This window comes from Flavobacterium sp. SLB02, assembly GCF_009664855.1.
GTDB lineage: Bacteria > Bacteroidota > Bacteroidia > Flavobacteriales > Flavobacteriaceae > Flavobacterium.
The window spans coordinates 4934949-4959817 of the sequence record NZ_CP045928.1; the positions used below are offsets into that span (position 1 = coordinate 4934949).

28 protein-coding genes are annotated in these 24869 nt (G+C 33.2%); 12 read left to right on the plus strand and 16 right to left on the minus strand.

Annotation, left to right across the window (positions count from 1 at the left end; translation table 11 throughout):
- Position 1 precedes the first annotated feature (1 nt).
- The 7 genes from GIY83_RS18420 to GIY83_RS18450 all read right to left on the minus strand — a co-directional run bounded on the left by GIY83_RS18420 (position 2) and on the right by GIY83_RS18450 (position 5687).
- Positions 2–2194 carry a peptidase domain-containing ABC transporter gene (locus GIY83_RS18420; RefSeq protein ID WP_208682792.1) on the minus strand — a complete coding sequence of 731 codons (2193 nt, stop codon included), beginning with the start codon at positions 2192–2194 and terminating at the stop codon, positions 2–4.
- A 276-nt stretch (positions 2195–2470) separates the two neighbouring features.
- Positions 2471–2659, minus strand: coding sequence for a hypothetical protein (locus GIY83_RS18425; protein WP_208682794.1), 189 nt, complete (start codon positions 2657–2659; stop codon positions 2471–2473).
- A gap of 371 nt (positions 2660–3030) precedes the next feature.
- Entirely contained in the window at positions 3031–3222 is a 192-nt protein-coding gene (locus tag GIY83_RS18430) for a hypothetical protein (RefSeq protein WP_208682796.1), read from the minus strand.
- 58 nt (positions 3223–3280) lie between these two features.
- Entirely contained in the window at positions 3281–3493 is a 213-nt protein-coding gene (locus GIY83_RS18435) for a hypothetical protein (protein WP_208682798.1), read from the minus strand.
- A 72-nt stretch (positions 3494–3565) separates the two neighbouring features.
- Entirely contained in the window at positions 3566–3808 is a 243-nt protein-coding gene (locus GIY83_RS18440) for a hypothetical protein (protein ID WP_208682800.1), read from the minus strand.
- Between the two features lie 44 nt (positions 3809–3852).
- Complete coding sequence (locus tag GIY83_RS18445) at positions 3853–4032, minus strand: hypothetical protein (protein ID WP_208682802.1); 180 nt, start codon at positions 4030–4032, stop codon at positions 3853–3855.
- 92 nt (positions 4033–4124) lie between these two features.
- Positions 4125–5687, minus strand: coding sequence for a vitamin K epoxide reductase family protein (locus GIY83_RS18450; protein WP_208682804.1), 1563 nt, complete (start codon positions 5685–5687; stop codon positions 4125–4127).
- 260 nt (positions 5688–5947) lie between these two features.
- On the opposite strand from GIY83_RS18450, the gene GIY83_RS18455 reads away from it, so the two are divergent.
- From GIY83_RS18455 to GIY83_RS18475, 5 genes are all read left to right on the plus strand, one after another.
- Complete coding sequence (locus GIY83_RS18455; protein ID WP_194615234.1) at positions 5948–6082, plus strand: rSAM-modified peptide; 135 nt, start codon at positions 5948–5950, stop codon at positions 6080–6082.
- A 170-nt stretch (positions 6083–6252) separates the two neighbouring features.
- Positions 6253–6396 carry an rSAM-modified peptide gene (locus GIY83_RS18460; protein ID WP_208682807.1) on the plus strand — a complete coding sequence of 48 codons (144 nt, stop codon included), beginning with the start codon at positions 6253–6255 and terminating at the stop codon, positions 6394–6396.
- A gap of 110 nt (positions 6397–6506) precedes the next feature.
- The gene (locus tag GIY83_RS18465) at positions 6507–6644 is read left to right on the plus strand and encodes an rSAM-modified peptide (RefSeq protein WP_229029132.1); all 138 of its coding nucleotides are present in this window, start codon (positions 6507–6509) and stop codon (positions 6642–6644) included.
- Positions 6645–6735: 91 nt separating this feature from the next.
- Entirely contained in the window at positions 6736–6864 is a 129-nt protein-coding gene (locus GIY83_RS18470; protein ID WP_194615230.1) for an rSAM-modified peptide, read from the plus strand.
- A gap of 124 nt (positions 6865–6988) precedes the next feature.
- Entirely contained in the window at positions 6989–7171 is a 183-nt protein-coding gene (locus GIY83_RS18475) for an rSAM-modified peptide (protein WP_194615229.1), read from the plus strand.
- A gap of 167 nt (positions 7172–7338) precedes the next feature.
- On the opposite strand, the gene GIY83_RS18480 is transcribed toward GIY83_RS18475, so the two are convergent.
- Positions 7339–9090 carry a helix-turn-helix domain-containing protein gene (locus GIY83_RS18480; protein WP_194615228.1) on the minus strand — a complete coding sequence of 584 codons (1752 nt, stop codon included), beginning with the start codon at positions 9088–9090 and terminating at the stop codon, positions 7339–7341.
- A gap of 168 nt (positions 9091–9258) precedes the next feature.
- Between GIY83_RS18480 and GIY83_RS18485 the strand changes: the two genes are divergently transcribed.
- The 3 genes from GIY83_RS18485 to GIY83_RS18495 all read left to right on the plus strand — a co-directional run bounded on the left by GIY83_RS18485 (position 9259) and on the right by GIY83_RS18495 (position 12135).
- Positions 9259–10437: an acyl-CoA dehydrogenase family protein gene (locus GIY83_RS18485; protein WP_208682811.1), complete on the plus strand. Its 1179-nt coding sequence runs from the start codon at positions 9259–9261 to the stop codon at positions 10435–10437.
- Between the two features lie 87 nt (positions 10438–10524).
- Positions 10525–11307, plus strand: a complete 783-nt coding sequence (locus GIY83_RS18490) for a DUF3050 domain-containing protein (protein ID WP_208682814.1) — start codon at positions 10525–10527, stop codon at positions 11305–11307.
- A gap of 66 nt (positions 11308–11373) precedes the next feature.
- Positions 11374–12135, plus strand: coding sequence for an SGNH/GDSL hydrolase family protein (locus tag GIY83_RS18495; protein ID WP_208682815.1), 762 nt, complete (start codon positions 11374–11376; stop codon positions 12133–12135).
- Positions 12136–12381: 246 nt separating this feature from the next.
- Here GIY83_RS18495 and GIY83_RS18500 read toward each other — a convergent pair whose 3' ends face one another.
- The 6 genes from GIY83_RS18500 to GIY83_RS18525 all read right to left on the minus strand — a co-directional run bounded on the left by GIY83_RS18500 (position 12382) and on the right by GIY83_RS18525 (position 18520).
- The gene (locus GIY83_RS18500; RefSeq protein WP_208682817.1) at positions 12382–13419 is read right to left on the minus strand and encodes a hypothetical protein; all 1038 of its coding nucleotides are present in this window, start codon (positions 13417–13419) and stop codon (positions 12382–12384) included.
- Positions 13397–15025 (minus strand): NAD(P)/FAD-dependent oxidoreductase, encoded by a 1629-nt coding sequence (locus tag GIY83_RS18505; protein WP_194615223.1) that lies wholly within the window; start codon positions 15023–15025, stop codon positions 13397–13399. The genes GIY83_RS18500 and GIY83_RS18505 overlap by 23 nt, the downstream gene beginning before the upstream one ends.
- The gene (locus GIY83_RS18510; protein WP_208682819.1) at positions 15000–16520 is read right to left on the minus strand and encodes a polyamine aminopropyltransferase; all 1521 of its coding nucleotides are present in this window, start codon (positions 16518–16520) and stop codon (positions 15000–15002) included. The genes GIY83_RS18505 and GIY83_RS18510 overlap by 26 nt, the downstream gene beginning before the upstream one ends.
- Complete coding sequence (locus GIY83_RS18515; RefSeq protein WP_065451555.1) at positions 16513–16728, minus strand: DUF350 domain-containing protein; 216 nt, start codon at positions 16726–16728, stop codon at positions 16513–16515. The genes GIY83_RS18510 and GIY83_RS18515 overlap by 8 nt, the downstream gene beginning before the upstream one ends.
- A 196-nt stretch (positions 16729–16924) precedes the next feature.
- Positions 16925–18154, minus strand: coding sequence for a DUF4178 domain-containing protein (locus GIY83_RS18520; protein WP_208682821.1), 1230 nt, complete (start codon positions 18152–18154; stop codon positions 16925–16927).
- A gap of 3 nt (positions 18155–18157) precedes the next feature.
- Positions 18158–18520: an S-adenosylmethionine decarboxylase family protein gene (locus GIY83_RS18525; protein WP_194615220.1), complete on the minus strand. Its 363-nt coding sequence runs from the start codon at positions 18518–18520 to the stop codon at positions 18158–18160.
- A 164-nt stretch (positions 18521–18684) separates the two neighbouring features.
- On the opposite strand from GIY83_RS18525, the gene GIY83_RS18530 reads away from it, so the two are divergent.
- The 3 genes from GIY83_RS18530 to GIY83_RS18540 all read left to right on the plus strand — a co-directional run bounded on the left by GIY83_RS18530 (position 18685) and on the right by GIY83_RS18540 (position 21125).
- Complete coding sequence (locus GIY83_RS18530) at positions 18685–19509, plus strand: helix-turn-helix domain-containing protein (protein ID WP_208682823.1); 825 nt, start codon at positions 18685–18687, stop codon at positions 19507–19509.
- A gap of 69 nt (positions 19510–19578) precedes the next feature.
- Complete coding sequence (locus tag GIY83_RS18535; protein ID WP_208682826.1) at positions 19579–20538, plus strand: nitrilase family protein; 960 nt, start codon at positions 19579–19581, stop codon at positions 20536–20538.
- A gap of 80 nt (positions 20539–20618) precedes the next feature.
- Positions 20619–21125 (plus strand): N-acetyltransferase, encoded by a 507-nt coding sequence (locus GIY83_RS18540; protein WP_208682828.1) that lies wholly within the window; start codon positions 20619–20621, stop codon positions 21123–21125.
- A gap of 70 nt (positions 21126–21195) precedes the next feature.
- On the opposite strand, the gene GIY83_RS18545 is transcribed toward GIY83_RS18540, so the two are convergent.
- Positions 21196–21342 (minus strand): MarR family transcriptional regulator, encoded by a 147-nt coding sequence (locus tag GIY83_RS18545; RefSeq protein ID WP_194615216.1) that lies wholly within the window; start codon positions 21340–21342, stop codon positions 21196–21198.
- Positions 21343–21470: 128 nt separating this feature from the next.
- Positions 21471–22961: a serine hydrolase gene (locus GIY83_RS18550; RefSeq protein WP_208682830.1), complete on the minus strand. Its 1491-nt coding sequence runs from the start codon at positions 22959–22961 to the stop codon at positions 21471–21473.
- A gap of 356 nt (positions 22962–23317) precedes the next feature.
- On the opposite strand from GIY83_RS18550, the gene GIY83_RS18555 reads away from it, so the two are divergent.
- Positions 23318–24862 carry an ATP-binding protein gene (locus GIY83_RS18555; protein WP_229029133.1) on the plus strand — a complete coding sequence of 515 codons (1545 nt, stop codon included), beginning with the start codon at positions 23318–23320 and terminating at the stop codon, positions 24860–24862.
- Positions 24863–24869: the final 7 nt, after the last annotated feature.

A 24869-nucleotide genomic window follows, 5' to 3' on the forward strand; every position in this document is an offset into this window, starting at 1 on the left:
ATTAATTTCCTAATTGTAATTGATTTTTAACCAGTTCAAAATAATTTCCTTTTTGTTCTACCAAAGCAGAATGATTGCCAATCTCTATAATTTTTCCTTTATCCAAAACCACGATTTGATCTGCATTCATCACTGTACTCAGTCGGTGTGCAATAACAACAACCGTTTTATCTTTAAAGAAAACATCCAGTTTTCGCATAATTTCTTTCTCATTATTAGCATCTAAGGCCGATGTTGCTTCATCAAAAAACAATATTTCAGGATTTTTATAAACTGCCCTTGCTATTTGCATACGCTGTTTCTGTCCTGTACTCATTCCGGTTCCTTCGGCTCCAATTTTAGTATTATAACCAAGAGGTAAACCGCTGATATATTCTTTTATATTGGCCACATCTGCTGCATAAACCAAGCGCTCTTTATCGACTTTATCGACACCAAAAGCAATATTATTGGCGATAGTGTCACTAAAAATAAAACCTTCCTGCATTACTGCGCCAATATTGGATCGCCATGCTTTTTGCGAAATATTTTTAAACTGTGTATTGCCTATAGTAATTTCTCCTTTTTCAGGTTCATAAAATTTAAGAAGCAGTTTCATTAATGTTGTTTTTCCGCTTCCGCTAACGCCTACTATTGCGGTTACTTTATTAGCAGGAATTTTTAGCGTTAAATCATCTAAAACCGGGATATCTGATCCCAGATAACGGTACGAAAGATTCTTTATCTCGATATCAGAGTCAAATGGCACATCACTTGTCTGATGAACTTCTTGTTGCGTTTCATCTTCTTTCTCGTGAATTTCAGACAATCTGGCCAATGAAATTTTAGCATCCTGAAGTTCTCTCACAAATTCTATAAGCTGTGTAATAGGACCATTTAAACTTCCTACAATCGAACTTATCGCCAGCATCATCCCCAACGTTATAGAACCATCAATTACCAGTTTTGCAGAAAGAAATATGATGAAAATATTTTTTAGCTCATTGATGACAGACGAACCAATGGTTTGTGTTTGTTCTAAAACCAATCCTTTTATCGAAACCCTGAAAAGTCTGGCCTGAATATACTCCCAACCCCAGCGTTTTTGTTTTTCGGCATTATGCAGTTTAATTTCCTGCATTCCGTTAATAAGTTCCATTACTTTGTTTTGCTCGTTCGAAACCTCGGCAAAACGTTTGTAATCGAGAACTTCTCTTCGTTTTAAAAACAAAGTGATCCATCCAAAGTAGAGAATACTTCCAACAAAAAACACAAAGAATATCTGAAGGTTAAAATAAGCCAACACTCCTCCGAGCACGAACATATTAATTACAGAAAACAAAACATTTAATGATGACGTGGTAAGAATTTTTTCGATTCTTCGATGATCATTAATACGCTGCATAATATCTCCGGTCATTCGCACATCAAAAAACGAAATAGGGAGATTCATTAATTTAATAAAGAAATCTGATATAAGCGAAATATTGATACGGGTAGAAAGATGCAATAATATCCAACTCCTGATAAGCTCTAATCCTGTCTTTCCTGCAAAAAGAAATAATTGCGCAAAAAGAATCAAATAAATAAAATGTATGTTTTGATTTTGTATCCCTACATCGACAATACTTTGGGTTAAAAACGGGAAAATTAGCTGCAGCATACTGCTGGCCAATAATCCTATACTCAATTGGGTCAAAAAAGATTTGTATCGCAACACATATTGCGACAACAGTCTAAAACCTAAACCTTTATTTTCTTCTTTATCAAATTCAGACTGAAAAAACTTTGGAGCGGCTTCCATCAATAAAGCAACGCCTTCCTGAGTAAATTCATCTGCATTGTTGCCTATCCAGAATTTAATAAAATCCTGCTTGTTATATTCGATTAAACCAAAAGCCGGATCTGAGATATAATAGACTCCTCTTTTGATTTTATAAAGCACAACATAATGGTTTTTATTCCAATGCAAAATACAAGGCAATGGAGCCTCTTGCAATCTTTCCAGATTTAATTTTACACCTAAAGTCCTAAAACCAATTTTCTCTGCGGCATCGCTTAAAAAAAGCAAATTACTACCTTCACGAGTTGTTTCGCTAATGTCCCTCAACTCCTGAATGTTGATTGTTTTTCCGTAATGTTTAGCTACTATCTTTAAACATGTTGGTCCGCAATCCTTATAATCGGCCTGCTTATAATTGGTGAATTTTTTCAACTTATATTCATTTATTTCAGAGCAATTTAAGATTAAATTTCTTTATTTAACAAAAATATGATATTTACTATTAAATTAATTATTTCTCTTTTTTTCAAACATTTTAAACAACTTATTTTAAAGTGATTACATTTAAAACAAGTTGTTTCTATTTAATCTCTAAATCAATTTATTCGATCATTCTCTATCATTCAAAGTACCGTTACGATCTGTATAAAAGAAACCGCCAAAATAAAATCATGAGGCGGTTCCTTTTTATTTAAAACTAAAAAAAAATTAGTGGTCCAATAAACAACTTTCTTCAATAACTGACGAGCAAACCTCACCTTCTCCCGGATGTATAATACCGGCAAAAGTGCCATCAGGACAATAACAAGCCTCAATTCCCGGGCCTGCTCCATTAATACTTTTCTTTTCAGTAGCACTTAAAACTTCAACCCCAATTAAATCTTTCAATTTTTTCATAATTTGTTTTTTGATTTTGTTAGTACTCCAATCATTTTAAGACAGTTGAAGCCTCTGTCTGCTAAAAAACTATCATAATATTTTATTACCATTATATTCTATGAAAAAAAAACAGAGAAGATAGATATCTTCTCTGTTAGGGTATTTAAAAACCATATTTATTAGAAATACAATTTCTGTAGGAGATGGCACTGGTTAACCCTAACCAAATAAAAATCAACTCAGTGACCAATTTTCCTAAAGAATCCCAACACCAATCATCAATGTGGGGAAATTGCTCAATGTTCCACGATCGAGCGCCTACAAATTAAAAAAAACATGACTAAATTCTAAAAAAGGCTATACTGTATTTCTCTTAAAATGGTTAAAAATTAACAACAAAGGCGACTTGTTTCGCATATACCTGCTGATGTATTCACAGGACAACTTCCGCCTACTGGTATTAAAACGCACCCAGCTTCGATCGCGTGAACCCAACATTCAGGAATTCCTCCTTTTATTGTTTTCTGCTCACTCTTGCTTATATGCTGTGCGCTTTCTAAATTCAAAATATTCTTTAACATTATAAAATATTGATGTTGAAACTCCAATTATATTTTATTGTAACGACTCAGTCAACTATTAACACGGAGCCATTAATATAGAACATTGATTATTTCCTATATATGCTGGTCTTAAGTTACGCGGATAAGCTAAACATTGTTCCTGCGTAGCATAAAACACAACAAACTCTCCGCACTCACCATCTGGCGGAATACTTCCTCCATTGATACTTTTTTGCTCATTTTCGCTTAGAGAATAAGCTCCTTCAAGGTTTAAAATGTTTTTTATCATGACTATGTTTTTTTGTTTTGTTTTTTTGAATGATATCTTCTTCTAAAATCAAAGTAGACTTATTTTACTCACCTACTCTAATCCCGGTTTTGGCGGAGGCATTGGAGAAGTACACGTTGATGGACTTCCTACATTGATTCCCGGAAGTGATCCGTCTGGACAATAGGCATTACAATAGGCTTCTACTTTGGTAGGTCCTGAAAAACAAAAGCAAGAACAATTGGCTGGTTGAACTGGTGTTCCCCCTTGTATGCTTTTTTGCTCATTTGTAGTTAGAAAATGAGCTCCTTCAAGGTTTAAAATATTTTTTATCATAACTATGTTTTTTGTTTCTGTTTAGTACTTAAATGATACTGTAATTAGCAAGCCTTTGTTCCGTCAGGCACACAATCCCAGTAATAAGGTACTGTTCCAAATTCATTACATCTTTTTGCGAACGAACCTGGATTGCAAACCGGAGCATTACCCCCAGCTATCATTTTTTGTTCATTTTCGCTTAATTCTACTGCGCCTTCAAGATTCAAAATGTTTTTTAACATGATACTTAGGTTTTAATGTTTTCCGTTTACTACTTCAATCATTTATCGACATTTGAAGCTTCTGTCTATTACTTAAGATTGTTTTAGGAACATTAAGCTATTTTCTTTTCAAGAACCTCACTATTAGACTCCTCAACAAAATCATTTAAGAAATATTTTAATTCGCTTAATTCATATTCACCTGGAAATACTCTGTCATTTACAATTTTAACTGGTGTATAATTAAAATTATTTTTAGAACACCATTCATATTGCTTTTGTATTTCCTGGTTGATCATGATGCTCACAGAGTCAACATGCCATTTTTTAAGCCATTTTTTAAGTCCAATTTTTTTAATATGCCAATCTGATATTGCTTCAACCGTTTTTCCAGGAGTTGCTCTATTGATAGCCAAAAGTCTTTCTACAACTGGCTTATATGGATTTTCGGCATTTTCAGGGTTAATATTGAATAGCACATTTAAAAATATCTTATCCGGAAATCTTAACACTAAATCAAATGCTTCCTGAAATGTTTTATGACAATGATCGCAGCTTGGGCTTATAATAATCGAAAGTTTTACTGCTGCATTTCGGTTTCCAAAATTTAATCCTCTTAAGTCTTCAAAACCATTTGTTTGAGGCACTTTTTTAGACAAGAAATTTAATAACGAATAATTTCTTTTGAATTTTTTCATCTCTTTTAGAGAATTTTCATTACCCAGAATGTTTTTTATAGTTGTTTTTAAAACTGACCAAATTGGGACAAGAAGAACAACAGAAAATACAAAAGGAAAAATTTCCTCGAAACTAAAACTTAATGTAAACAAATCTGACGCAAACCATATCGCACTTTGTACAAAAATTATAGCCGAAACAGCCAGGCACATTACACACCATTTTTGAATTTCAAACTTTTGAATCCAAATAGAGGAAACAATTACCGGAATTGCCAATAAGCTTAAAAAACCAATAAAAACTGCTGATTCAAGTGGCTTAACTAAAACAGCGATTAAACTTGAAGCAAAGAAAATAAGTGGCAGATCTGAAAAACCAATCCATTTATTATTTCCTTCCTTATTATTAATGACAGAATTACAAGAAGAGTTTGAACTAAGGTTACAAAATCTTGAAATAATACCGTTTTTAAAACCTAATTTTTCCTGAACTATAAAAACACTTACTGCAAACCCCAGAATTGATGTTACTAAAAAAACAATACTAAACAAATTATAGGTATTGTAGAAAAAAGATAACCCAACTAAAAGCAAAAGCGGCAAAGTAAATTTTAACCAGCTGAATTCAACTTTTAGATTTTCTCTGGCAATAACATTATTCGGTTCTATTGCAACGATCACTCCATTCCAATCTAAAAGGAATTTCTCGTAAGGCATTTTTAAACTTCCTTTTTTTATCGTATTGATACGAACAAAGTTTTTAGCTTTTTCTACCAGTATAAGTTCCTCCTTAAAATAGGCCAAAAAATTAGATGGCAAATCAACTATTTGTTCTTTCGAAACTCTTACCGCAGCATTCTCTACAGATAGCAAATCCAGAGAATCTGTTATAGCAAATAAACTAGGATAATTTGGATGAGAAAGAAACAAATCTTTAAACTCATTTTTAATTTCCGAGTATCTATTTATTTGTAGAAATTTTTGGACAAGTTTTAACATCTTTTCGAATCTTTAAAATCATAATTACAGTACAAATATTGCTGTTTTTATTCATAAAAAACTCTTCAAGGCATACATTTTATCAATTATACTACATACAATTTATAAATTATAGCAGTCTGAATAAATCATTCAAATTACTGAATAACAATAACTTACAATGATTATATTTCAACCAAAAGCCTCAAAACTCGAATCTCGACTAAGCGTTTTCCTTTTTGTCTAGTTTTGATAAATCATAAACCCTAATACTCAACGACATGACAAATCAAGCACTAAAATTGATAGATTTTCAAACAGAAAAATTATCTAAAAATCAACAAAAAACTATTCATGGAGGAGATGATTATATCGATCCATCCAAAGGAGACGGAAAGGGAAATACAAGATTGTAAAAATATTTCAGTCGCAAAATTCAAGTCTTAAAGCAAAGGTTTTTTTCCTACAAAAAATACGCGGAATTTTAGCGAAGAATTAAAAAAGTATCACCTAAAATAACAATAAGTTCTTCTCTTTTTAAGAGAGATTTTCTCCCCATAATAATTTAATCATTAAATATAAAAAAATGGCAAATCTAAAATTAAATATTAGCGATTTCGAGACCGAAAAATTATCTAAAAAACAACAAAAAACTGTTTCAGGCGGTGACGATCCGATTGATCCATCTAAAGGAGACGGAAAAGGAAATACCGTAGAATCTATTAAATAATAAACTCTAATACATCAATAAAATTTTGGATACAAAACCATCCAAAAAACTTTATATCAACTATAACTATCCATAAAAAAATTAACTCAAAAAACTTAAAAATGAAAAATATGAAATTAAATATCAGCGATTTCCAAACAGAAAAATTATCTAAAAATCAACAAAAAACTGTTTCAGGAGGTGATATTGATCCATCTAAAGGAGACGGAAAAGGAAATACAGTAGAATGTATAAATAATAAACTCTAATTCATCAATAAGATTTTGGATATAAAACAATCCAAAAAACTTTATATCAACTATAACTATCCATAAAAAAATTAACTCAAAAAACTTAAAAATGAAAAATACAAAATTAAATATCAGCGATTTCCAAACAGAAAAATTATCTAAAAATCAACAAAAAACTGTTTCAGGAGGCGACGGTTACATTGATCCATCAAAAGGAGATGGAAAGGGCGCAATGTAGTAGTAACTAAATAAATATCAAAATCCAAGATCTCAATCTAAGATCATTATAACAAAATAGTTCAAAAAAATTGTACCAACTGCAATTTTTCAGATCAATAATTTAATTAATAAAGAAACTAATTATGAAAACTCAAAAATTAAACATCAGTGATTTTCAAACAGAAAAATTATCTAAAAAACAACAAAAAACTGTTCACGGAGGCGACGAGTCTATTGATCCTTCAAAAGGAGATGGAAAGGGAAACACAACCCAAACTCAATATATCGACCCTTCAAAAGGAGACGGAAAAGGAAATACACTTTAGTAAAACTTTAGAAAATTAAATTGAAACTCTTAATTTAAAGATTTTAAAAAATAATAATTCTCAAAAATCAATAAATAGCTTTACTAAGCATACAATTCTGCCAATACATCAAATAAGGATGTAAAAGCAACTATCATAGAATTAGTCAAAATATTATCTATGACTTATTAAATATTATTCGCAAATTGAGCTGGAGATACTCCAGTTCTTTTGCGAAATGATTTGGCAAATGAAACTGCATTTTTAAATCCAACACTTTCTGCAATGGCCTGGGTCGAATATTTACGATACATATGATTGGTAATCATTTCGTTGATTACATAATTAATCTTAAGTTCGTTCGAATATTCTCCAAAAGATTTACCAAAACGTTTATTTACTACATAAGATAAATAGGTTGTATTTGTTTTTATTTTCTTTGCTACATATGGCAAAGTAAAATCGGCATTGAGGTATTCATGTTTGCTTTCGAGAGCGAGTAATTTTTCGACAATTTTATTTTCTTTCGCTTCATCGATACTCAAATTGGCATTTTCTTTCTTGAGTAAAATCTCTTCCTGCTCGAAAACTTCTTCTACTTCTTGTTGTTCAGGAGTATTTGCTTTCTTTTCCAAATTAGCTTTAAACTCCTCGATTAAGTCATTCATCTTTTTATGGGCCTTATTTTTATCTCTTATGTTTTTAATTAATAAAAAAACGATAGTGACAAATAAAATAACATAAAAAACTTTCAATGCTTTATTGAGAAAAACATCATATTTATATTTTTCCTGAATGGTAACCATTTCATTGGTCAAATCTCCAACACCAAGTTTATAATTTACTTCCAGGATTTCGTCATTTAATTTTGACTCTGACTTTTCGTAATTATCCAAATAAATTTTCGAATGTTTGTAAGCAAGCTCAGGTTCTTTAAGAATGTTATAAATTTTGGCCTGATAATAATTTGACTTCAGATAATCTACCTGATTCGTTTTAGTATGATTCGCTATAGAATCTGATTTTTTAAAAAAGACTAAAGCCTTATCGTATTTTTTTGTTGTGTAATAAAGATCTCCTAAATTATAATTTGCTGTACATAATATTTCTGGCATATTATTTTGATGCGCTAAAAAAACAATATCGTAGTAGGTTTTTTCAGCATTGGCATAATCTTTTTGCCAACTATATATATTACCTAAACTTAATTTGGCCACAATTTTATTATCAGGAAAATTCTGAGAATAACTAACTGTTTTTTTGTAAAAATATTCGGCAGAATCCAGCAAGATCTTTTTCTTGGCATCTTTCATATAATAAACTTCATATGAACCGGCCAAAATAAGATTGATATTGCTTTTATTATTTAAAAATTGCTCTTTGGTGTAAACTCTTTCATTTTTATCGACAAAATCATTAAGTTCTCTTAAGTCTTTGATAGCCAAACGATAATTACCCACAGCTACATTTATGGAGGCAATATTATTTTTAAATTTTACAATTTGAATAATATCTCCAATTTCTATAGAAAGCTTAATACCTTGCTGATAACTCTCTATTGCTCCACTAAAATTTCCTCTTTTCCATTCTGATAAACCATTATAATTGTATAAAATGGATCGCAGTTGTTTTTTATCCCGGTCATCAGGCATTTTGTTTAAGAACTTTAATGCAAGCTGATATTTTTCTTTAGATTTTGCTGAATTTCCTTTTAACTGAATTAAATAAGACAACGCTCCATTTGCAAAAGCCAAATGTTTATTGTTGTTGGATTTCACCATTTGATTAGCAAATACAATAGCACTATCTACATTGGCATTTGCAGTTAGCCTAATTTTATTTTGCAATACTAAGTACTCTTGTTCTGTCAAAGCCTTTTTCTGTTGAGAAACTGCCGTATTCAGAACAAAAAAAAGTAAAAAAGAGATGATCAGCCTCATTAAATTTGTTTTTTGGAATCTCAAAAATAGCTTATAAATTTTCAATAAACTAAAATTAATTAAGGTTTATACTAATTTTCTTCTTTAAGTCTTGTAAAAATATAACAATTTAACATGCTTTTGTTATATTTTTATTACGTAAATTTGTTTTTGTAAAAACTATCACAAATGAAACCAGATTTATTTCAAGCTCCCGATTACTATAACCTAGACGATTTACTAACAGACGAACATAAATTAGTTCGCGAATCAGCTCGTTCATGGGTCAAAAGAGAAGTTTCTCCTATTATAGAAGAATATGCTCAAAAAGCAGAATTTCCTAAACAGATTATTAAAGGACTTGGAGAAATTGGTGGTTTTGGGCCTTATATTCCAGTTGAATACGGCGGCGCAGGATTAGACCAAATTTCATACGGTCTAATTATGCAGGAAATCGAACGTGGCGATTCTGGCGTAAGATCAACCTCATCTGTTCAGTCTTCCTTAGTAATGTATCCTATCTGGAAATACGGAAACGAAGAACAACGTATGAAATATTTACCAAAACTGGCTACAGGAGAATTCATGGGTTGTTTTGGACTAACAGAGCCAGATCACGGTTCTGATCCCGGAAGTATGATTACCAATTTTAAAGACAAGGGAGACCATTACCTTTTAAATGGTGCCAAAATGTGGATTTCGAATGCGCCTTTTGCAGATATTGCTGTTGTTTGGGCAAAAGACGAATCTGGAAGAATTCATGGATTGATTGTAGAACGCGGCATGGAAGGTTTTACAACTCCTGAAACACATAATAAATGGTCGCTTCGTGCATCATCAACCGGAGAATTGATTTTTGATAATGTAAAAGTTCCTAAAGAAAATCTTTTACCTAATAAATCCGGTCTGGGCGCTCCGCTTGGCTGTTTAGATTCAGCACGATACGGAATTGCCTGGGGTGCAATTGGTGCCGCAATGGATTGTTACGATACAGCTTTAAGATATGCCAAAGAAAGAATTCAGTTTGGAAAACCAATTGGAGGAACACAATTACAACAGAAAAAACTGGCAGAAATGATTACCGAAATCACAAAAGCACAATTACTAACCTGGCGTTTAGGTGTTTTAAGAAACGAAGGAAAAGCAACAACGGCTCAAATCTCGATGGCAAAACGTAACAATGTCGACATGGCAATTCACATTGCCCGCGAAGCCAGACAAATGCTGGGCGGGATGGGAATTACGGGCGAATATTCGATTATGCGCCACATGATGAACCTCGAAAGTGTGATTACTTATGAAGGAACTCATGACATACATTTGTTGATTACCGGAATGGATGTAACTGGAATTCCAGCTTTTAAATAGTAAACAACTATTAAAATATATACAAAAACAATATAAAAAGCTTCTTCTAACCGGGAAGCTTTTTATCTTTGCAAAAAATTTACGAAAATGAATATTGAAACTATCCACAATAGCATTCAACCTCAAAAAGATCAACTTTTACAACATTCTTTATACAATAAAATTCAAAGCATCGATGACTTGCATAGTTTTTTAGAAAGCCACGTTTTTGCTGTTTGGGATTTTATGTCATTATTAAAAGCATTACAAGCCAAACTTACCTGCACTACAACACCTTGGTTTGCTACAAAAAATCCTGAAACAAGATACTTAATCAACGAAATTGTTCTTGCCGAAGAAACTGATTTAAGCATCGACGGAAGAAGACAAAGTCATTATGAAATGTATATTGAAGCAATGGAAGATTGTGGAGCAGATACAACCGGAATCAACACCTTTTTATCCGAAGTAAATTCATTGCATAACATTTTTGTTGCCATCAAACAAAGCGCTTTACATCCGGACACAAAAGCCTTTTTGGACTTTACTTTTAGAGTGATCGAAGAAGGAAAACCGCATGAAATTGCCGCAGCATTTACTTTTGGAAGAGAAGATTTAATCCCAAGTATGTTTACCGCAATCCTGAAAAACTTTCAACAAAACCTTCCGGATATTGATTTAAGTAAATTACTTTATTATTTCGAAAGACATATAGAACTGGATGCCGATGAACATGGCCCAATGGCGATGCAAATGATCTCTGATTTATGCGAAGATGATGCCCAAAAATGGAAAGAAGTGGAAGAAATTTCGATCCTGGCATTAGAAAAACGAATTGGACTTTGGAATGCCATCGAAGAAGAAATCGTGATGAAAACCGAAATGGTTTAAAAACCAAAACAAGTTATATAACGTAACTATTTGTTTAAAATGATCCTGAATCTAATTAAACAAATTATGAAATCACATTTCAAACAAATAGTTATTGTTATCCTTTCTATATTCCTTTTAAGCTGTAGTTCTGACGATTCCGCTTCAAAAACGGCAGTTATTCCCCCCGTGCCTGTTACTCCACCCAAAACAGAAATCCCAACTACACCTATTTCAGGTACTGTAAAATACCTGGCTTTAGGCGATAGTTATACCATTGGCCAAAGTGTTTGCCAAACTTGTCGTTTTCCTGAACAGTTAAAATCAAGTTTGAAAACAATTTATCCTCAAACCGATTTTTCATTAAAAGTAATTGCCAGAACAGGCTGGACCACTGCAAACCTAATCTCGGCAGTAAATAACGAAAATCTCGATGCAGATTATGATTTGGTTACACTCTTAATTGGTGTCAACAATCAATATCAGCAAATGGACTTTTCTGTCTATCAAAAAGAATTTCCACATTTACTAAGCAAAGCCATACAACTGGCAAAAGGTGCTAAGAAAAACGTAATTGTAGTTTCGATTCCTGATTATGCTTATACGCCATTTGCCTCGGGTTACAGTAGCTCAAAACGAGCACAAATTTCGAATGAAATTGACCAATACAATACTTTTGCAGAAAATACCTGTATAAGCAAAGGAGTGAGTTTTATTTCTATAACCAACATTACACGCCAAAGCAACAGCAACTTAATAGCTTCAGATGGCTTACATCCTTCAGAAACGACCTATAAATTGTTTGTAGATCGTATGATTCCTCAAGCAAAAATGATTTTGCAGGATTAGTTTTTAGAAGCATAAAATCAATTTCCAAAACACCAATTGTCCGGCTATTAGCTATATCTTTTATGGCGAACCCCGCCATAAAAGGATATCGCTGCTATCGGGGCTAAACGAGATATTTTAGTTTTTTAAGAAATTTTAGCTGGATTTCAGTAGCGTATGAAAAAGTAAACACGAATTTCACAAACTACGTTAACTATTAAAATTAGTGTCAATTTGTGAAATTCGTGTTCATTTTTTTATTCTTTCTCAAGAAATTTTAGTTTGACTTTTATTAGATTTCCAGATAAATCCATCGAGCAAATAATGTGTAAATTGTGGTACACTCAATAACGGAACAATCAAAAATTGCCAGCCAGAAAAATCAAAAGTTGTTAGGGAGAAGTTTCCATTCCAGACTAAAATTTCCCATAAAAATTCTTCGGTAAAAGCAATTCCCATTAAAATCAGAATATAAATAAAGATTGCATTATAGCTTTTTAAATAACTAAAAACGCCCAAACTCTTAGTTGATTTATTTTCGATTTCCCTAAAATAAACCAATGCCATGTACGGGATTCCGTGAGAGACTACATTTAGTAACGTAAAAATAAGATCATCATTAAAATACACAATCCCAAAAAACCATGATAACGCCGTTCCCAGGATAATGGCATTTTTAGGAATATTAAAAAACTTATTATTTATGCTTTTGTAAATGCTATAACTTACATAAATCAGTAAAATTGAAATATAAATCCAAAACAAGATCTCTAGCAAAAAGGTATTCTCAAAACGAAAAAACTCATTTTCAACAAACCAGTTGAATTTTCTTTCAGACGAAAAAAACCAATACAACATGGGATATCCAGTTGAAGCATAAATTGCCAAATTATCGATGCAAACCGACAGTCTGGTTTTTTCTTCGTTTCTCGCATACAATCGCATAAAGCCATATTGCTGCCTGATGAAATGAAAAACAGCCACATACGCCAGAAATGACCAAAAGACCAAACTTCCAAAAGAAAAAAGAATAATCCCAATAGCGAAACAAATGGTGGGCAAAAGCAACAATCTCTTTTTGTTCTTTTTGAATTCATCGGCTACAAAATAGGTTTTGAACAAAGTGGCATAAACGTGCGCCACATCAATAAAAACAATAAGGAAAAGCCAGGTATAAAACGAGTATTTATTCTCTATTTCAGTAATATAATCCTGCAACAAAAATATAATGGCCAATACAAAAAATGATGGACCAATGATGAATGTCAAATCGGTTTTGGCTTTATGAATCCAGGGCTGTTTCATCTAAAATTTGGTTTACTACATTAATTCCGTGATGAAAAGCTTCTTCAAAAATGGATATTCCCGATAAATCCGTGTGGGCAAAATAGATTTTATTCTCAATATTTCCTGAAGCTTCTTTTTTGGCTTTGCCAAAAATAAATCCAGGCGCAGGACTTACCATTCCGTGACCTAATAAAAAAACTTCCATTTGTTCTGTACATTCTTCAATATCGGGATGCGCAATTTTCAGGTCATCAAAAACGAATTGTTTCCAATATTCCTTATTCTTTTTGTAGAGTTCTTTTCGTGATTTTTTTAAATCAGCAGAAGAGAAACTATAATAATACGTAATCACCTTTTTGGGCTGAACCTGATTTAAAGACTGATGCTGATCATAGACATATCCTAAACCTTTTGCATCATAAATAACATTATCCCACGAAAGCGGAAAACTAAAATTATCGGCTAAATCAGTCACGGTTAAGCTTGCCAAAAGCCAGGGTGTATAATGAAATTCTTTTGTGAATTCTTTTCGGTCCTTTATCAAATACTGATTTACAAATTGAGGTGTTGCCATGATTACTTTATCAGCAATAATTTCTACCGAAACCTTTTTGACATCATCAAAGGCTTTGGCAACCACTTTATTATTTTTGACTTTTACCTCATAAACCAAATGGTTTTTCAGCGTTTTTTGATCGGTATATTTTTTGAGATGAGAAGCTAATCTGGCGTTTCCTTCCGGCCAGGTTAAAACGCTGTCTTTTTTATCTGAAGTGGCATCTTGCTTTCTTCCCGCAAAATATTGAATACCAGCCCAGGCCGAAACATAATGTATACCCAATCCGAAATCGTCTTTGCAGCAATAATCGATATAATTGAATAAAGGTTCGGCTGTGAAATTGTTGGTTTCAAACCATTCTTTCATCGTGATTTTATCCAGACTTCTGGTTGCAGCATCTTCTGAAGAAAGACCAAGCGGAATATCAAATAAATACTTTCCGTCGTTTCCCTTTCCTTCCCGAAAAGCATCCATTAATTTAAAAAAGCGCTGAAACTCCAGATCCTGATTTTTAGAATTTCCTTCTTTCGGGACAACTCCTTCCTGCCAGTTATTTTTATAAAATAATCGTTCATCGGGAGCAAAAGACAATTGTAGTTCATCAAAAACAGGAAGTCCTTTTGAATCGTAACCCTGTATGATTTTTTCTTCTTCAAGAAATTGTAATAATTCTTTGTCCTTAAAATTAGGCAACGGCAGATAATGCGCGCCCAGTGGAAACTTAGAATATCGGTTTTCCCCATTTGATGAATTTCCACCCAAATGTCCCTCTAATTCAACCAATAGAAAATCAGAAATTCCCTTTTTATGAAATTGTCTGGCAGCACTTAATCCTGAAATTCCTCCTCCAACAATTAAATACGGAATATGAATTTGAGATGTTGGTTCCGGGAAATCTTTTATCCAAAGCCTGTGCCCCAAAAGATGATTGGTTCCGGACAAACGAAGCAACAGTTGAATAATTTTATCGGAACAAAATTGCAGAAACGGAATTAACAATAAAGAAGCTCCAATTCCTTTTACAAAACTGCGCCTTGATTTACTGTAATTTTCCCCATTCTTCATCAAAATAGCGTACTAAAATTTGGTTGTCTAATCGATTGATTTCAATTTCATTTGAGATCATATCATTGGTAAAATAATTGAATCTGTCAAATTGATAATTGTAGAATTTTAATCCGTCAGCCTTTCTGTTTACATTGTTAAAAGTAGTTCCAAAACCATTAATGGCAATGGTATATCCCCATTCTCCAAACGAAGGAACATAGGCGTGATACGCTTCGACCTGAGGAAAAACCTGCATGACGGTTTTGTTGATACACCAAAATGATTTTGGCGCAAAATAAGGTGAAGTAGTTTGTATAACCACTGCTGCATCAGGTTGCAGAATCGTTTTTATCGTTTGGTAAAAATTCAAAGAATATAACTTTCCTAAACTATAATTGGACGGATCCGGAAAATCGATAATCGCAACATCGAATTTTTCTTTACAGTTTTTTGCCCAAATATAAGCATCGGTATTGATAACGGTAACTTTCGGGTTGTTAAGCGAACCTTTATTGAAATCCGTTAGCACTTTATTGGTTTGAAACAATTTTGTCATTCCATGATCAAGATCAACCAAGGTGACTTTTTCAACGTCTTTGTATTTTAAAATTTCACGCACTGCGAGACCATCACCTCCGCCCAAAACTAAAACATGCTTCACGTTTTTGGCAATTGACATTGCAGGATGAACCAGAGCTTCGTGGTATCGATATTCATCTGCAGAGCTGAATTGTAGGTTGTTGTTTAAATAAAGCCTGTAATCGCTCTTATTATGCGTTAAAACGATTCTCTGATAAGGAGTTGAGTTCGTATAAATGATATTTTCTCCGTAAAGCTTTCCTTCTGAATAAGATAAGATAACATCAGAGAAAAGAAAAACGCCTAATAAAATTATAAATGAGAAAATGGCTTTTGCTTTTAAGAAGTAACTGTTCTTTAATTCTTTCTTCAAAAGAAAACACAAAGCAATAGCAATACTTACATTGATCATCCCAAAGAATAATGAGGTTCCCATGATCCCTAATTTAGGAACCAGAATCAACGGGAACAATATCGATGCCAATAAAGCGCCAATATAATCGAAGGTAAAAACATTAGAAACCAAATCTCTGAACTCGACTTTGTCTTTCAGGATATTCATTAAAAGCGGAATTTCTAACCCAACCAGAAATCCTGTTATAAAGACCAGTAAATACAAAATGAACTGAAAGTACTCGACACTTTCGAACAATAAAAATAAAACTACCGAACTCAGGCCGCCAATTAAGCCTACCAATATCTCGATTTCGACAAAAGTATTGAGTAGATTTTTATGGAAAAACTTAGAAAAAAATGAGCCAATACCCATTGAAAACAGGTATACGCCAATAATAAACGAAAATTGTTTGACCGAATCGCCTAATAAATAACTGGCCAAAGTACCCGCAACAAGCTCGTAAATAAGCCCGCAGGTCGCAATAACAAATACAGCAAACAGCAATAAAAACTCAAACCTAAGAAACTTTTTACCCATGAATTGCGGCACTAATAATCATTGAAATACCAATGATAAATGCTGCCAAAACAATAGCAACAGCAATATTATTTTTCTCGACAACCTCTTTCCAAGTGTTTTCGGGAGTCATTTTTTCGATGATGAAATAAGCTGCTATTAAAATAACAAACCCTAAAACTGAATAAATGATCGAATTAACGATGGGCTGATAATGTATTAAATCCATACTTTAGAAATTTATTTATGATAAAAATGGTTAACTGAACTTCGACTTCCTGATGTGCTATATTTTTCTGTTGTTTCGCAATCGCAAATTCGGTTTCCCGAATAAGCAAAATACAAATAAGCCGCAAAACAAAAAAAGCCTATTGCGAGTGCGGCTAAATTATTCTTTATAAAATCAAAAATACTTTTCATAATGGTTATTCGCTGTAGGGAGAGTAAGAGCTATCTTCCCACCTGGTTTTTTCAAAATTAATTTTAAAATATCGTATCACGATATATACCACAATCATAAATATGGCAATGATCCATACATTTCGACTCGAAGGCTGATTCCATACCACTTTCACTTTCATCGCCGTGTTTTTACTATCTTCAGGTGCTTTTAGCGGTTTGATCAAAAGGTGGTATTTACCTGCTTTTACTCCGCAAATATTAAATTTTTCAGACCAGTTTCCTTCTGTCCAGCTTTCGCCATCTTCGTAGCCGTGATAATACTCAATATCTTTATTGGCATGAATTTCATCATTTGTGGTTTCATTTACCAAGGCAACATCTACATTGGCCCATGAATTATCAACATCTGTAGACACCTGAACAGTCACCGGAGCCGAACCTCCTTTTAAAACAAATGATCCACTTGTCAGTTCCCGATCGTTAAAATCAGTAAACGCAATCGCTTTGTCAAAAACAACCTGTTCTGCCTGATCTTTATAAATGTACCAGTTTGTTGTAATGATCATTAAAAGAAAAATGCAAAAAATGATAGCCGTATTATTTACATCAAAATAATAAGGCTGGACAATATTTACACCAGATTGGTATGGTAAATCAACATTTGGGAATCCTTTTTTAATTTCTTTTTTACTAATATATTCTCCAAGAAAAGCGGTTTCGACACCATTCCTTTTTTCGATAGAAATCATCAGAGGCGGCTGAATATATTCTGTCAAATGAACTCTTTTAGTGGGTAATTCAAAATCAAAATATCCTTGTGCGTTGTCTATTTCAGTATCAGAATATTCATAAAGATGAAATGAACTGCTATTATACGTTATCGATTTTGGGTGTGTTCGTACATCAAATTTTTCTTCCATTTCGGTCAAAAATATCCAATGCCCGTCTGATTCAGAAAGGTAAACGAAATCGCCGGCATCATTTTTTAAGATATATTCTCTCCAATGATAACCACCGTTGATCTTTTTGGTTATCGCACCGGTAACCCTATATTCAGACCCTTTTAGAAAACCTTTATCACCAATTTTAAAATTAAAATAGTTTACCTCAGGCTTAAATTTAGATCTTAAACGAAGCTGGCCCTCACTATCTGCCCAATACAAGCTATGACAATTGGGGCAGACAAAATTTACTACTTCAAAACCAACTTCTAATTCGGTAACAGTATCACAATTGTAACAAGGAACTCTCATAAATTAACGGTTAATTTCAAAATCTTTTATAATTGTTCCTTCAAAATAAGCAATATAGTGGGTCATAACGTCCCTTACTTTTTGCGAATTATCCTGTTGGTAATTGCACAAATAAACATCTAAAGTAAGCTGATTGTATTCTGGCCAGGTGTGTATACAAATATGGGATTCTTTCAGGCAAAACGAAATTGTGAAGCTATCATTATCAAAATCATGAACAATAACGCCTACTTTCTCAAGATTATATTGCTCTAAAATTGAATTGGTAATCGCAACAAACCCCTGACTATCTGTTAGTTTATGAGTTTCAGCGACATGTAAAGTAACCAGTTTATGTAAGCCCGGTGAATAAGGGGGTAAATCCATTAAAATATTTATATACAGCATCAAATATATAATATTTTTAGATAATTTTAACAAGAAGCCTTTTTCTAATTCAATCCATTTTCTAATCCAAAAAAAGTGTAGAAAAATCATAGTCCGGAAATTATCCTTAATTTTGTAAAAGTCGGCTTTTTAAGATTTAAACAATGCAAGTTTCACCGCCAAAAGAATTAGCGCCATATATAAAGCATTATCTTTTTTTAGATAACGAAGTAACCGCTATACAGAAACTTCGTTTGTTTTCTGATGGCAATACTGGTCTTGTATTCTCTTTAAAAAGCAAACTTATTTCGGGTCTTGATAATTATGAAGTAAAGAATTATTTGCCCGCATCTTTTATATACGGACAACTCGATGGCTTTAAAGATATTTATTCTGATAATGAAATCTCTTTAATAATTGTAGTTTTTCAACCCAACGGAATACATCAATTATTAGGCATTCCGGCCAATGAATTTCAGGATGCTATTATTCCTGTTGAAGATGTGTTTGGTCAAAAAATTGCTCTACTTCAGGAAAAATTATCAGAACAAAATAATCAGGAAAGAGTTGGACTTTTAAATGAATTTTTTAGCAGTTTAATTGCGACAAAACCAGTTTCAAATCAGTTTATCATCAATAATTCGTTGAATTTTATTGTGGCCCATAAAGGCGATTTCACTCTAAAACAATTGGTGGATTATACGGGTTATACTGAAAGACATTTGGAAAGAAAGTTCAAAGAATGCATTGGGTTAAACCCGAAAAAATTTGGAAGCGTTATACGGCTACATTATTTCTTAAAGCTACTAAAATACAAATCTGATGAAACCAATCTAACCACAATTTGTTACGATGCCGGATTTGCAGATCAATCTCATTTGATAAAAGAATTCAGAAAACATACCGGAATAACTCCTAAGGAATATTTAGTTAGTACAGGAAAATTAACCAATAACCTCATCAAAACTTCGCCTGCATTCCTACTTTAAAATGTCGGTTTTATACAATTTATAGAGTTCTCTTAACGCTACTTTTGACCCTCATTAATAGCGTACAATATGAAAAATCTAAAAATAGCCACGGCTCAGTTCGAAAATAAAAGCGGCGACAAAAACTATAATTTATCGGTAATCGAAAAACTTTCTGCAAAAGCGGCAAATGAAGGTTGCGATGTCATTTCGTTTCACGAATGTTCGATCACCGGATATACCTTTGCGAGACATTTATCAAGAGAACAAATGCTGAATTTAGCCGAAATTATCCCAACTGGAGAAAGCATCTTAAAACTTACTGAAATTGCTAAAAAGAATAACATTGTAATTCTGGCAGGACTTTTTGAAAAAAATGAGAATGACAATCTTTTCAAAGCTTATGTTTGTGTCGACAAAAATGGTCTGGTTGCCAAATACAGAAAACTGCATCCGTTTATAAATCCGTATTTAACGCCTGGAGATCGTTATTGTATTTTTGAAATTAAGGGCTGGAAATGCGGAATCCTTATTTGTTACGACAATAATATTATCGAAAACGTGCGTGCCACAAAACTTTTGGGTGCCGACATTATCTTCATGCCGCACGTAACAATGTGTACGCCTTCTACCCGACCTGGTGCCGGTTTCGTCGCACCTCAGCTTTGGGAAAACCGCGAATCTGACCCAACCTCTTTACGATTAGAATTCGACGGAATCAAAGGAAGAGACTGGCTCATGAAATGGTTGCCGGCAAGAGCTTACGACAATGCCATTTATGCCGTTTTTTCGAACCCAATTGGTATGGATGATGATCAGCTTAAAAATGGATGCTCGATGATTATTGATCCGTTTGGAGATATAATTGCTGAATGTCGTTCTTTTGATGACTCTTTTGCAACGGCTATAATAACTCCAGAAAAAAACATTAAGGCGGGAGGAAACCGTTATATAAAAGCGAGAAGACCAGAATTATACCGCAATATTATTGGGCAAAATCATGAATCTGAACAAAATGTGGTTTGGTTAAAAGCTGATGAAAAAAGTTAAAACTAAGAATTTTACTGGCATTATGCCCATGAAAATCTACCTTTGCAGGATTCATTAATCTACAGAATACAGTCCTAATAATGGAATTTTTTAAAACTACAAATGCAGATATCGATGCTGTTTTCGATATTTACAATGCCGCTACATCTTATCAAAAAAAAGTTAATAACAAAAGCTGGAGAGGTTTTGAAAGGGCATTAATCGAAAAAGAAATTGCGGAAAATCGTCATTTTATAATCAAAGAAGGAAATGAAGTTGCCTGTACGTTTGTGCTTACTTTTAATGATTTAATTATCTGGAAAGAAGCTGCACAAGATCCGGCAGTTTATCTACATCGTATTGCCACAAACCCAAAATTCAGAGGGCAATCGTATGTGAAAAAAATCATCGAATGGGTGAAAACATATGCCAAAGAAAACGGTAAAGATTATATTAGACTTGACACGCATAGCGGCAATGACAGAATAAACAAATATTACACAAGCTGCGGTTTCGAATACAAAGGAATCAGCACAATCGAATGGACAAGCGAATTACCGGAACATTATAAAGAAGGTTCTTTTAGTTTGTTCGAGATTAAACTTTAAATTTAGATTTAGACCTAACAGGTTTTAAAAACCGGTTAGGTCTGTCTCTTACTAATATTTTTTTTTAAAATTATTTTGCTTCCCAAAAGCAACGTTTAGGAGAGACTATCAAGCCTTCGTCCTTCAATATTTTCATTGCTTTATCTACTTCTTTACGATCCAGTTTAGTTAACTCAACTACTTTGCCTGCATTTAAAGGCTGTTGCGCTTTTTTCATAGCGTCTAACACCTGATTTTTGATTTCCCTAACTCCTTATCTTTTTCATTTAAAATACAAAAATAACAGGCATTTTCCTTCAAAAAAAAATCTTTCTCAAAAGCAAAATCCCTTTGCAAAAAATAATTTTACAAACTTGCCAGTTTCTTTGCTTGCTCCTGGGCATTTGTATTTTTTGGATTTAATTCGAATGCTTTTTTATAATTTTTTATCGCTTCTTTTTTATTTCCTAAACCCGCCAGTGTTTCTGCATAACTATCGTAAGTGTTTTCGCTTTTCGGGTAAAGATCTGTATTGAGTTTGAAAATTTTCAAAGCCTCATTTGGCTTGTTTTCTCCTAATAATCTGTACCCAAAATCATTTAATTCATTTTCGCTTAGTGCAAAACCAGCATTATTCATTTTTAAATTTTCTACGATTTTTAATAAATTTCTTTGGTTCTGGGTTATTAATTCCTTTCTTATTTTTTTTACTGAAGGTGATAATCCAAAACCATTTGATTCCTTCATTTCAGGAATATAATAACCTGCTATTTCATCTATAAACCATTCAGGATTTGCACCCTGAAGATTCGTCAGGACAACTATAGAAAGATCGTCTTTTGGATAAACAAAAAATGCTGATCTCATTCCTCCAATAGGTCCAAGGGCTGGATGTTCTTCTCTCGTAACTGTTGGCCAGCCTACTGCATATCCGTTTACCAGTTTGTTAAATCCGCCTACACGACCATTGTTTCGAAGCGCTGGCTGCCAAAGCACATCTAAACTTGATTTTTGTCTTAATAATTCCTGATTTTGCAACGCTATAATCCATTGTGCTATTTCGCCAGATGTAGCAATTATTCCAGTGCAAGTTCTAAAAAACTCCGGAAACTTAGCATAACTGCTTCTTATTTCATTAGAAGTAACCCAACGTCCGTTTACAACATCCTGAGTGGTATAAGCGCCAGCTGAATGTGGAATAATATCATTTGAATCTCCAAAACGTGTTTGTTTCATTCCAGCTACTTTAAACTGGCGATCTTCAATAAATTTAGTAAAATGCATACCGCTTAGTTTATTGATAATCTTGCCAATGATCACATATCCGGTCTGATTATAACTAAAATGGTCTCCAGTTTTAAATTCCATTGGTAATGTTTTAACCTTTTCCCAAGATCCATTTTCAGTATCTGCTAATAAATTCTCTCTCTCATCGATAATGTTCGGAAGTCCTGACAGGTTAGCAAACAGTTGTTTAATTGTCAAATCTTTCCATGCAACAGGCAAATCCTTTAAATATTTAGAAATAGGATCATTGATGTTTAGTTTTCCCTCTTCCTGAAGCTGCATAACAGCAACTCCTACAAATGCTTTTGTGCAGGAATTTATAGAGAACATACTTTGATCTGTTACGTTAACCGAATTTTCAATATTGGCAACTCCATAACTTTTACGCTTTACTATTTTTCCGTGTTGAACAACAGCAATTTGAAGACCTGGTATATGAAGTTTTTCCATTTTGTCTTTTAGAAAAAGATCGATACTATCCGTATGTTGCTGGTTTTGAGAATTAGCACTAAGCGCAATTAAACTCGTTAAAAAAAATATTCCCAGAGATTTAGAAAATTTGATTTTCATGATTGTGATTGATTTAATATTTGATTGATGATTGACTGCTTCTTAAATCTTCTTTACTTTTTAGGCCAATTGTGTAAAGCAGATAATGGAAGCATTTTAAATCAAGACGAACGTAGAATGAAAATGCTACATCATTTTTGAATTATTTTTAAACCTGAGCGAATACAAAGGCATTTTTCTTTATTAATAAAATCTCTTTTTTCAGTTCAGGATTAAAAAAATAAGAAAAAACCTAAAATAAAAAGTATATGTTTTGATTGATAACGTTAATTATCTCTTATATATTCAGTTATCACATTTAAAAACAAGAACATTAAATTCAGTTCGATTACATTTGGATAAATGCACGAGAAAATATGAGTGAAAAAAAAAATATTCCGTCTGACATGATTGCTTTTCCAGAACGGAATAAAACCAATCATCACGAAGAATTAGTGCTTGTTAATAAAAGACTCGCCCAACAAATAGAGGAACGAAAAGAACGTGCTGCAGAGTTGATTATTGCCAATAAAGAGCTTGCTTTTCAAAACAAAGAAAAAGAAAAACGTGCGGCCGAACTGGTTATCGCAAACTCAGAACTTGCCTATCAAAACCAGGAAAAAGAGGATCGTGCTGCTGAACTTGTTATTGCCAACAAAGAATTAACCTTCCAGAATAAAGAAAAAGAAAAACGTGCCGCAGAATTGGTTATTGCCAATACTGAACTGGCATATCAGAACAGGGAAAAAGAAAAACGCGCTGCAGAACTTCTTATTGCGAATGCAGAACTGGCATATCAAAATCAGGAAAAGGAAGATCGCGCTGCCGAACTTGTTATTGCCAATACTGAACTGGCTTTTCAAAACAAAGAGAAACAAAAACGGGCAGATGAATTAAGTATTGCCAATTCTGAGCTTTTATTTCAAAATAAAGAAAAAGAAAAGCGTGCTTCCGAATTGGTTATTGCAAATACAGAACTTGCCTATCAAAACCAGGAAAAAGAAGATCGTGCTGCTGAACTTGTTATTGCTAATAAAGAATTAACCTTTCAGAATAAAGAAAAAGAAAAGCGTGCTGCAGAACTGGTTATTGCCAATCAAGAACTGGCATATCGGAATAAAGAGAAAGAAAAGCGCGCTGCAGAACTTCTTATTGCCAATACAGAACTTACTTTCCAGAACAATGCAAAAGAAAAAAGTGCTGCCGAATTAATCCTGGCAAACAACGAACTTGAAGCTTTCACTTATATTTCAAGCCATCATTTGCAGGAACCTTTGCGTAAAATACAGGTTTTTTCGAACCGAATTATGACAGATGAACATCAAAATTTGACAGAGAAAGGAAAATTTTATTTCGATCGTATCGAAGTTTCTGCGCTTCATATGCGAGCGCTTATAAACGATCTGCTAACATATTCGCGAACAAGTGTAACCGAAAAGAAATTTGAAAATGTCAATTTGAATGAGATTATCAATAGCGTTCTTGAAGATTTACAAAAAGAAATTATAACAAAAAAAGCCGTTATCGAAATCTCCGGAAACTGTAAGGCTCATATAATTCCTTCTCAGTTTCACCAGTTAATATGCAATTTAGTTAGCAATTCGCTGAAATTTTCGACCAAGGAAAAAGCACCTCACATTACGATAGAAAGTGTTTACACGAAACCAAAAACGAAGAAAAATAAATCATCAGCTGATTATTGCCACATTATTGTAAGCGACAATGGTATTGGATTTGAACCTCAGTTCGAAAGCAGGGTTTTCGAGATGTTTCAGCAGCTAAACAACAAAACCGATTATAAAGGAACAGGAATTGGTCTCGCCATAGTAAAAAAGATTGTGGAAAACCATAACGGAATCATTACGGCAACCGGTAAATTGCATCACGGAGCTAAATTTGATATTTATATTCCGGTGGTGTAAATAAAAA

Excerpts from the sequence above, each read along its gene's own strand:
- GIY83_RS18425 (WP_208682794.1), bottom strand. The coding sequence starts at position 2,659 with ATGAAAAAATTGAAAGATTTAATTGGGGTTGAAGTTTTAAGTGCTACT.
- GIY83_RS18430 (WP_208682796.1), bottom strand. The coding sequence starts at position 3,222 with ATGTTAAAGAATATTTTGAATTTAGAAAGCGCACAGCATATAAGCAAG.
- GIY83_RS18435 (WP_208682798.1), bottom strand. The coding sequence starts at position 3,493 with ATGATAAAAAACATTTTAAACCTTGAAGGAGCTTATTCTCTAAGCGAA.
- GIY83_RS18440 (WP_208682800.1), bottom strand. The coding sequence starts at position 3,808 with ATGATAAAAAATATTTTAAACCTTGAAGGAGCTCATTTTCTAACTACA.
- GIY83_RS18445 (WP_208682802.1), bottom strand. The coding sequence starts at position 4,032 with ATGTTAAAAAACATTTTGAATCTTGAAGGCGCAGTAGAATTAAGCGAA.
- GIY83_RS18450 (WP_208682804.1), bottom strand. The coding sequence starts at position 5,687 with ATGTTAAAACTTGTCCAAAAATTTCTACAAATAAATAGATACTCGGAA.
- GIY83_RS18455 (WP_194615234.1), top strand. The coding sequence starts at position 5,948 with ATGACAAATCAAGCACTAAAATTGATAGATTTTCAAACAGAAAAATTA.
- GIY83_RS18460 (WP_208682807.1), top strand. The coding sequence starts at position 6,253 with ATGGCAAATCTAAAATTAAATATTAGCGATTTCGAGACCGAAAAATTA.
- GIY83_RS18465 (WP_229029132.1), top strand. The coding sequence starts at position 6,507 with ATGAAATTAAATATCAGCGATTTCCAAACAGAAAAATTATCTAAAAAT.
- GIY83_RS18470 (WP_194615230.1), top strand. The coding sequence starts at position 6,736 with ATGAAAAATACAAAATTAAATATCAGCGATTTCCAAACAGAAAAATTA.
- GIY83_RS18475 (WP_194615229.1), top strand. The coding sequence starts at position 6,989 with ATGAAAACTCAAAAATTAAACATCAGTGATTTTCAAACAGAAAAATTA.
- GIY83_RS18480 (WP_194615228.1), bottom strand. The coding sequence starts at position 9,090 with ATGAGGCTGATCATCTCTTTTTTACTTTTTTTTGTTCTGAATACGGCA.
- GIY83_RS18485 (WP_208682811.1), top strand. The coding sequence starts at position 9,259 with ATGAAACCAGATTTATTTCAAGCTCCCGATTACTATAACCTAGACGAT.
- GIY83_RS18490 (WP_208682814.1), top strand. The coding sequence starts at position 10,525 with ATGAATATTGAAACTATCCACAATAGCATTCAACCTCAAAAAGATCAA.
- GIY83_RS18495 (WP_208682815.1), top strand. The coding sequence starts at position 11,374 with ATGAAATCACATTTCAAACAAATAGTTATTGTTATCCTTTCTATATTC.
- GIY83_RS18500 (WP_208682817.1), bottom strand. The coding sequence starts at position 13,419 with ATGAAACAGCCCTGGATTCATAAAGCCAAAACCGATTTGACATTCATC.
- GIY83_RS18505 (WP_194615223.1), bottom strand. The coding sequence starts at position 15,025 with ATGAAGAATGGGGAAAATTACAGTAAATCAAGGCGCAGTTTTGTAAAA.
- GIY83_RS18510 (WP_208682819.1), bottom strand. The coding sequence starts at position 16,520 with ATGGGTAAAAAGTTTCTTAGGTTTGAGTTTTTATTGCTGTTTGCTGTA.
- GIY83_RS18515 (WP_065451555.1), bottom strand. The coding sequence starts at position 16,728 with ATGGATTTAATACATTATCAGCCCATCGTTAATTCGATCATTTATTCA.
- GIY83_RS18520 (WP_208682821.1), bottom strand. The coding sequence starts at position 18,154 with ATGAGAGTTCCTTGTTACAATTGTGATACTGTTACCGAATTAGAAGTT.
- GIY83_RS18525 (WP_194615220.1), bottom strand. The coding sequence starts at position 18,520 with ATGGATTTACCCCCTTATTCACCGGGCTTACATAAACTGGTTACTTTA.
- GIY83_RS18530 (WP_208682823.1), top strand. The coding sequence starts at position 18,685 with ATGCAAGTTTCACCGCCAAAAGAATTAGCGCCATATATAAAGCATTAT.
- GIY83_RS18535 (WP_208682826.1), top strand. The coding sequence starts at position 19,579 with ATGAAAAATCTAAAAATAGCCACGGCTCAGTTCGAAAATAAAAGCGGC.
- GIY83_RS18540 (WP_208682828.1), top strand. The coding sequence starts at position 20,619 with ATGGAATTTTTTAAAACTACAAATGCAGATATCGATGCTGTTTTCGAT.
- GIY83_RS18545 (WP_194615216.1), bottom strand. The coding sequence starts at position 21,342 with ATGAAAAAAGCGCAACAGCCTTTAAATGCAGGCAAAGTAGTTGAGTTA.
- GIY83_RS18550 (WP_208682830.1), bottom strand. The coding sequence starts at position 22,961 with ATGAAAATCAAATTTTCTAAATCTCTGGGAATATTTTTTTTAACGAGT.
- GIY83_RS18555 (WP_229029133.1), top strand. The coding sequence starts at position 23,318 with ATGAGTGAAAAAAAAAATATTCCGTCTGACATGATTGCTTTTCCAGAA.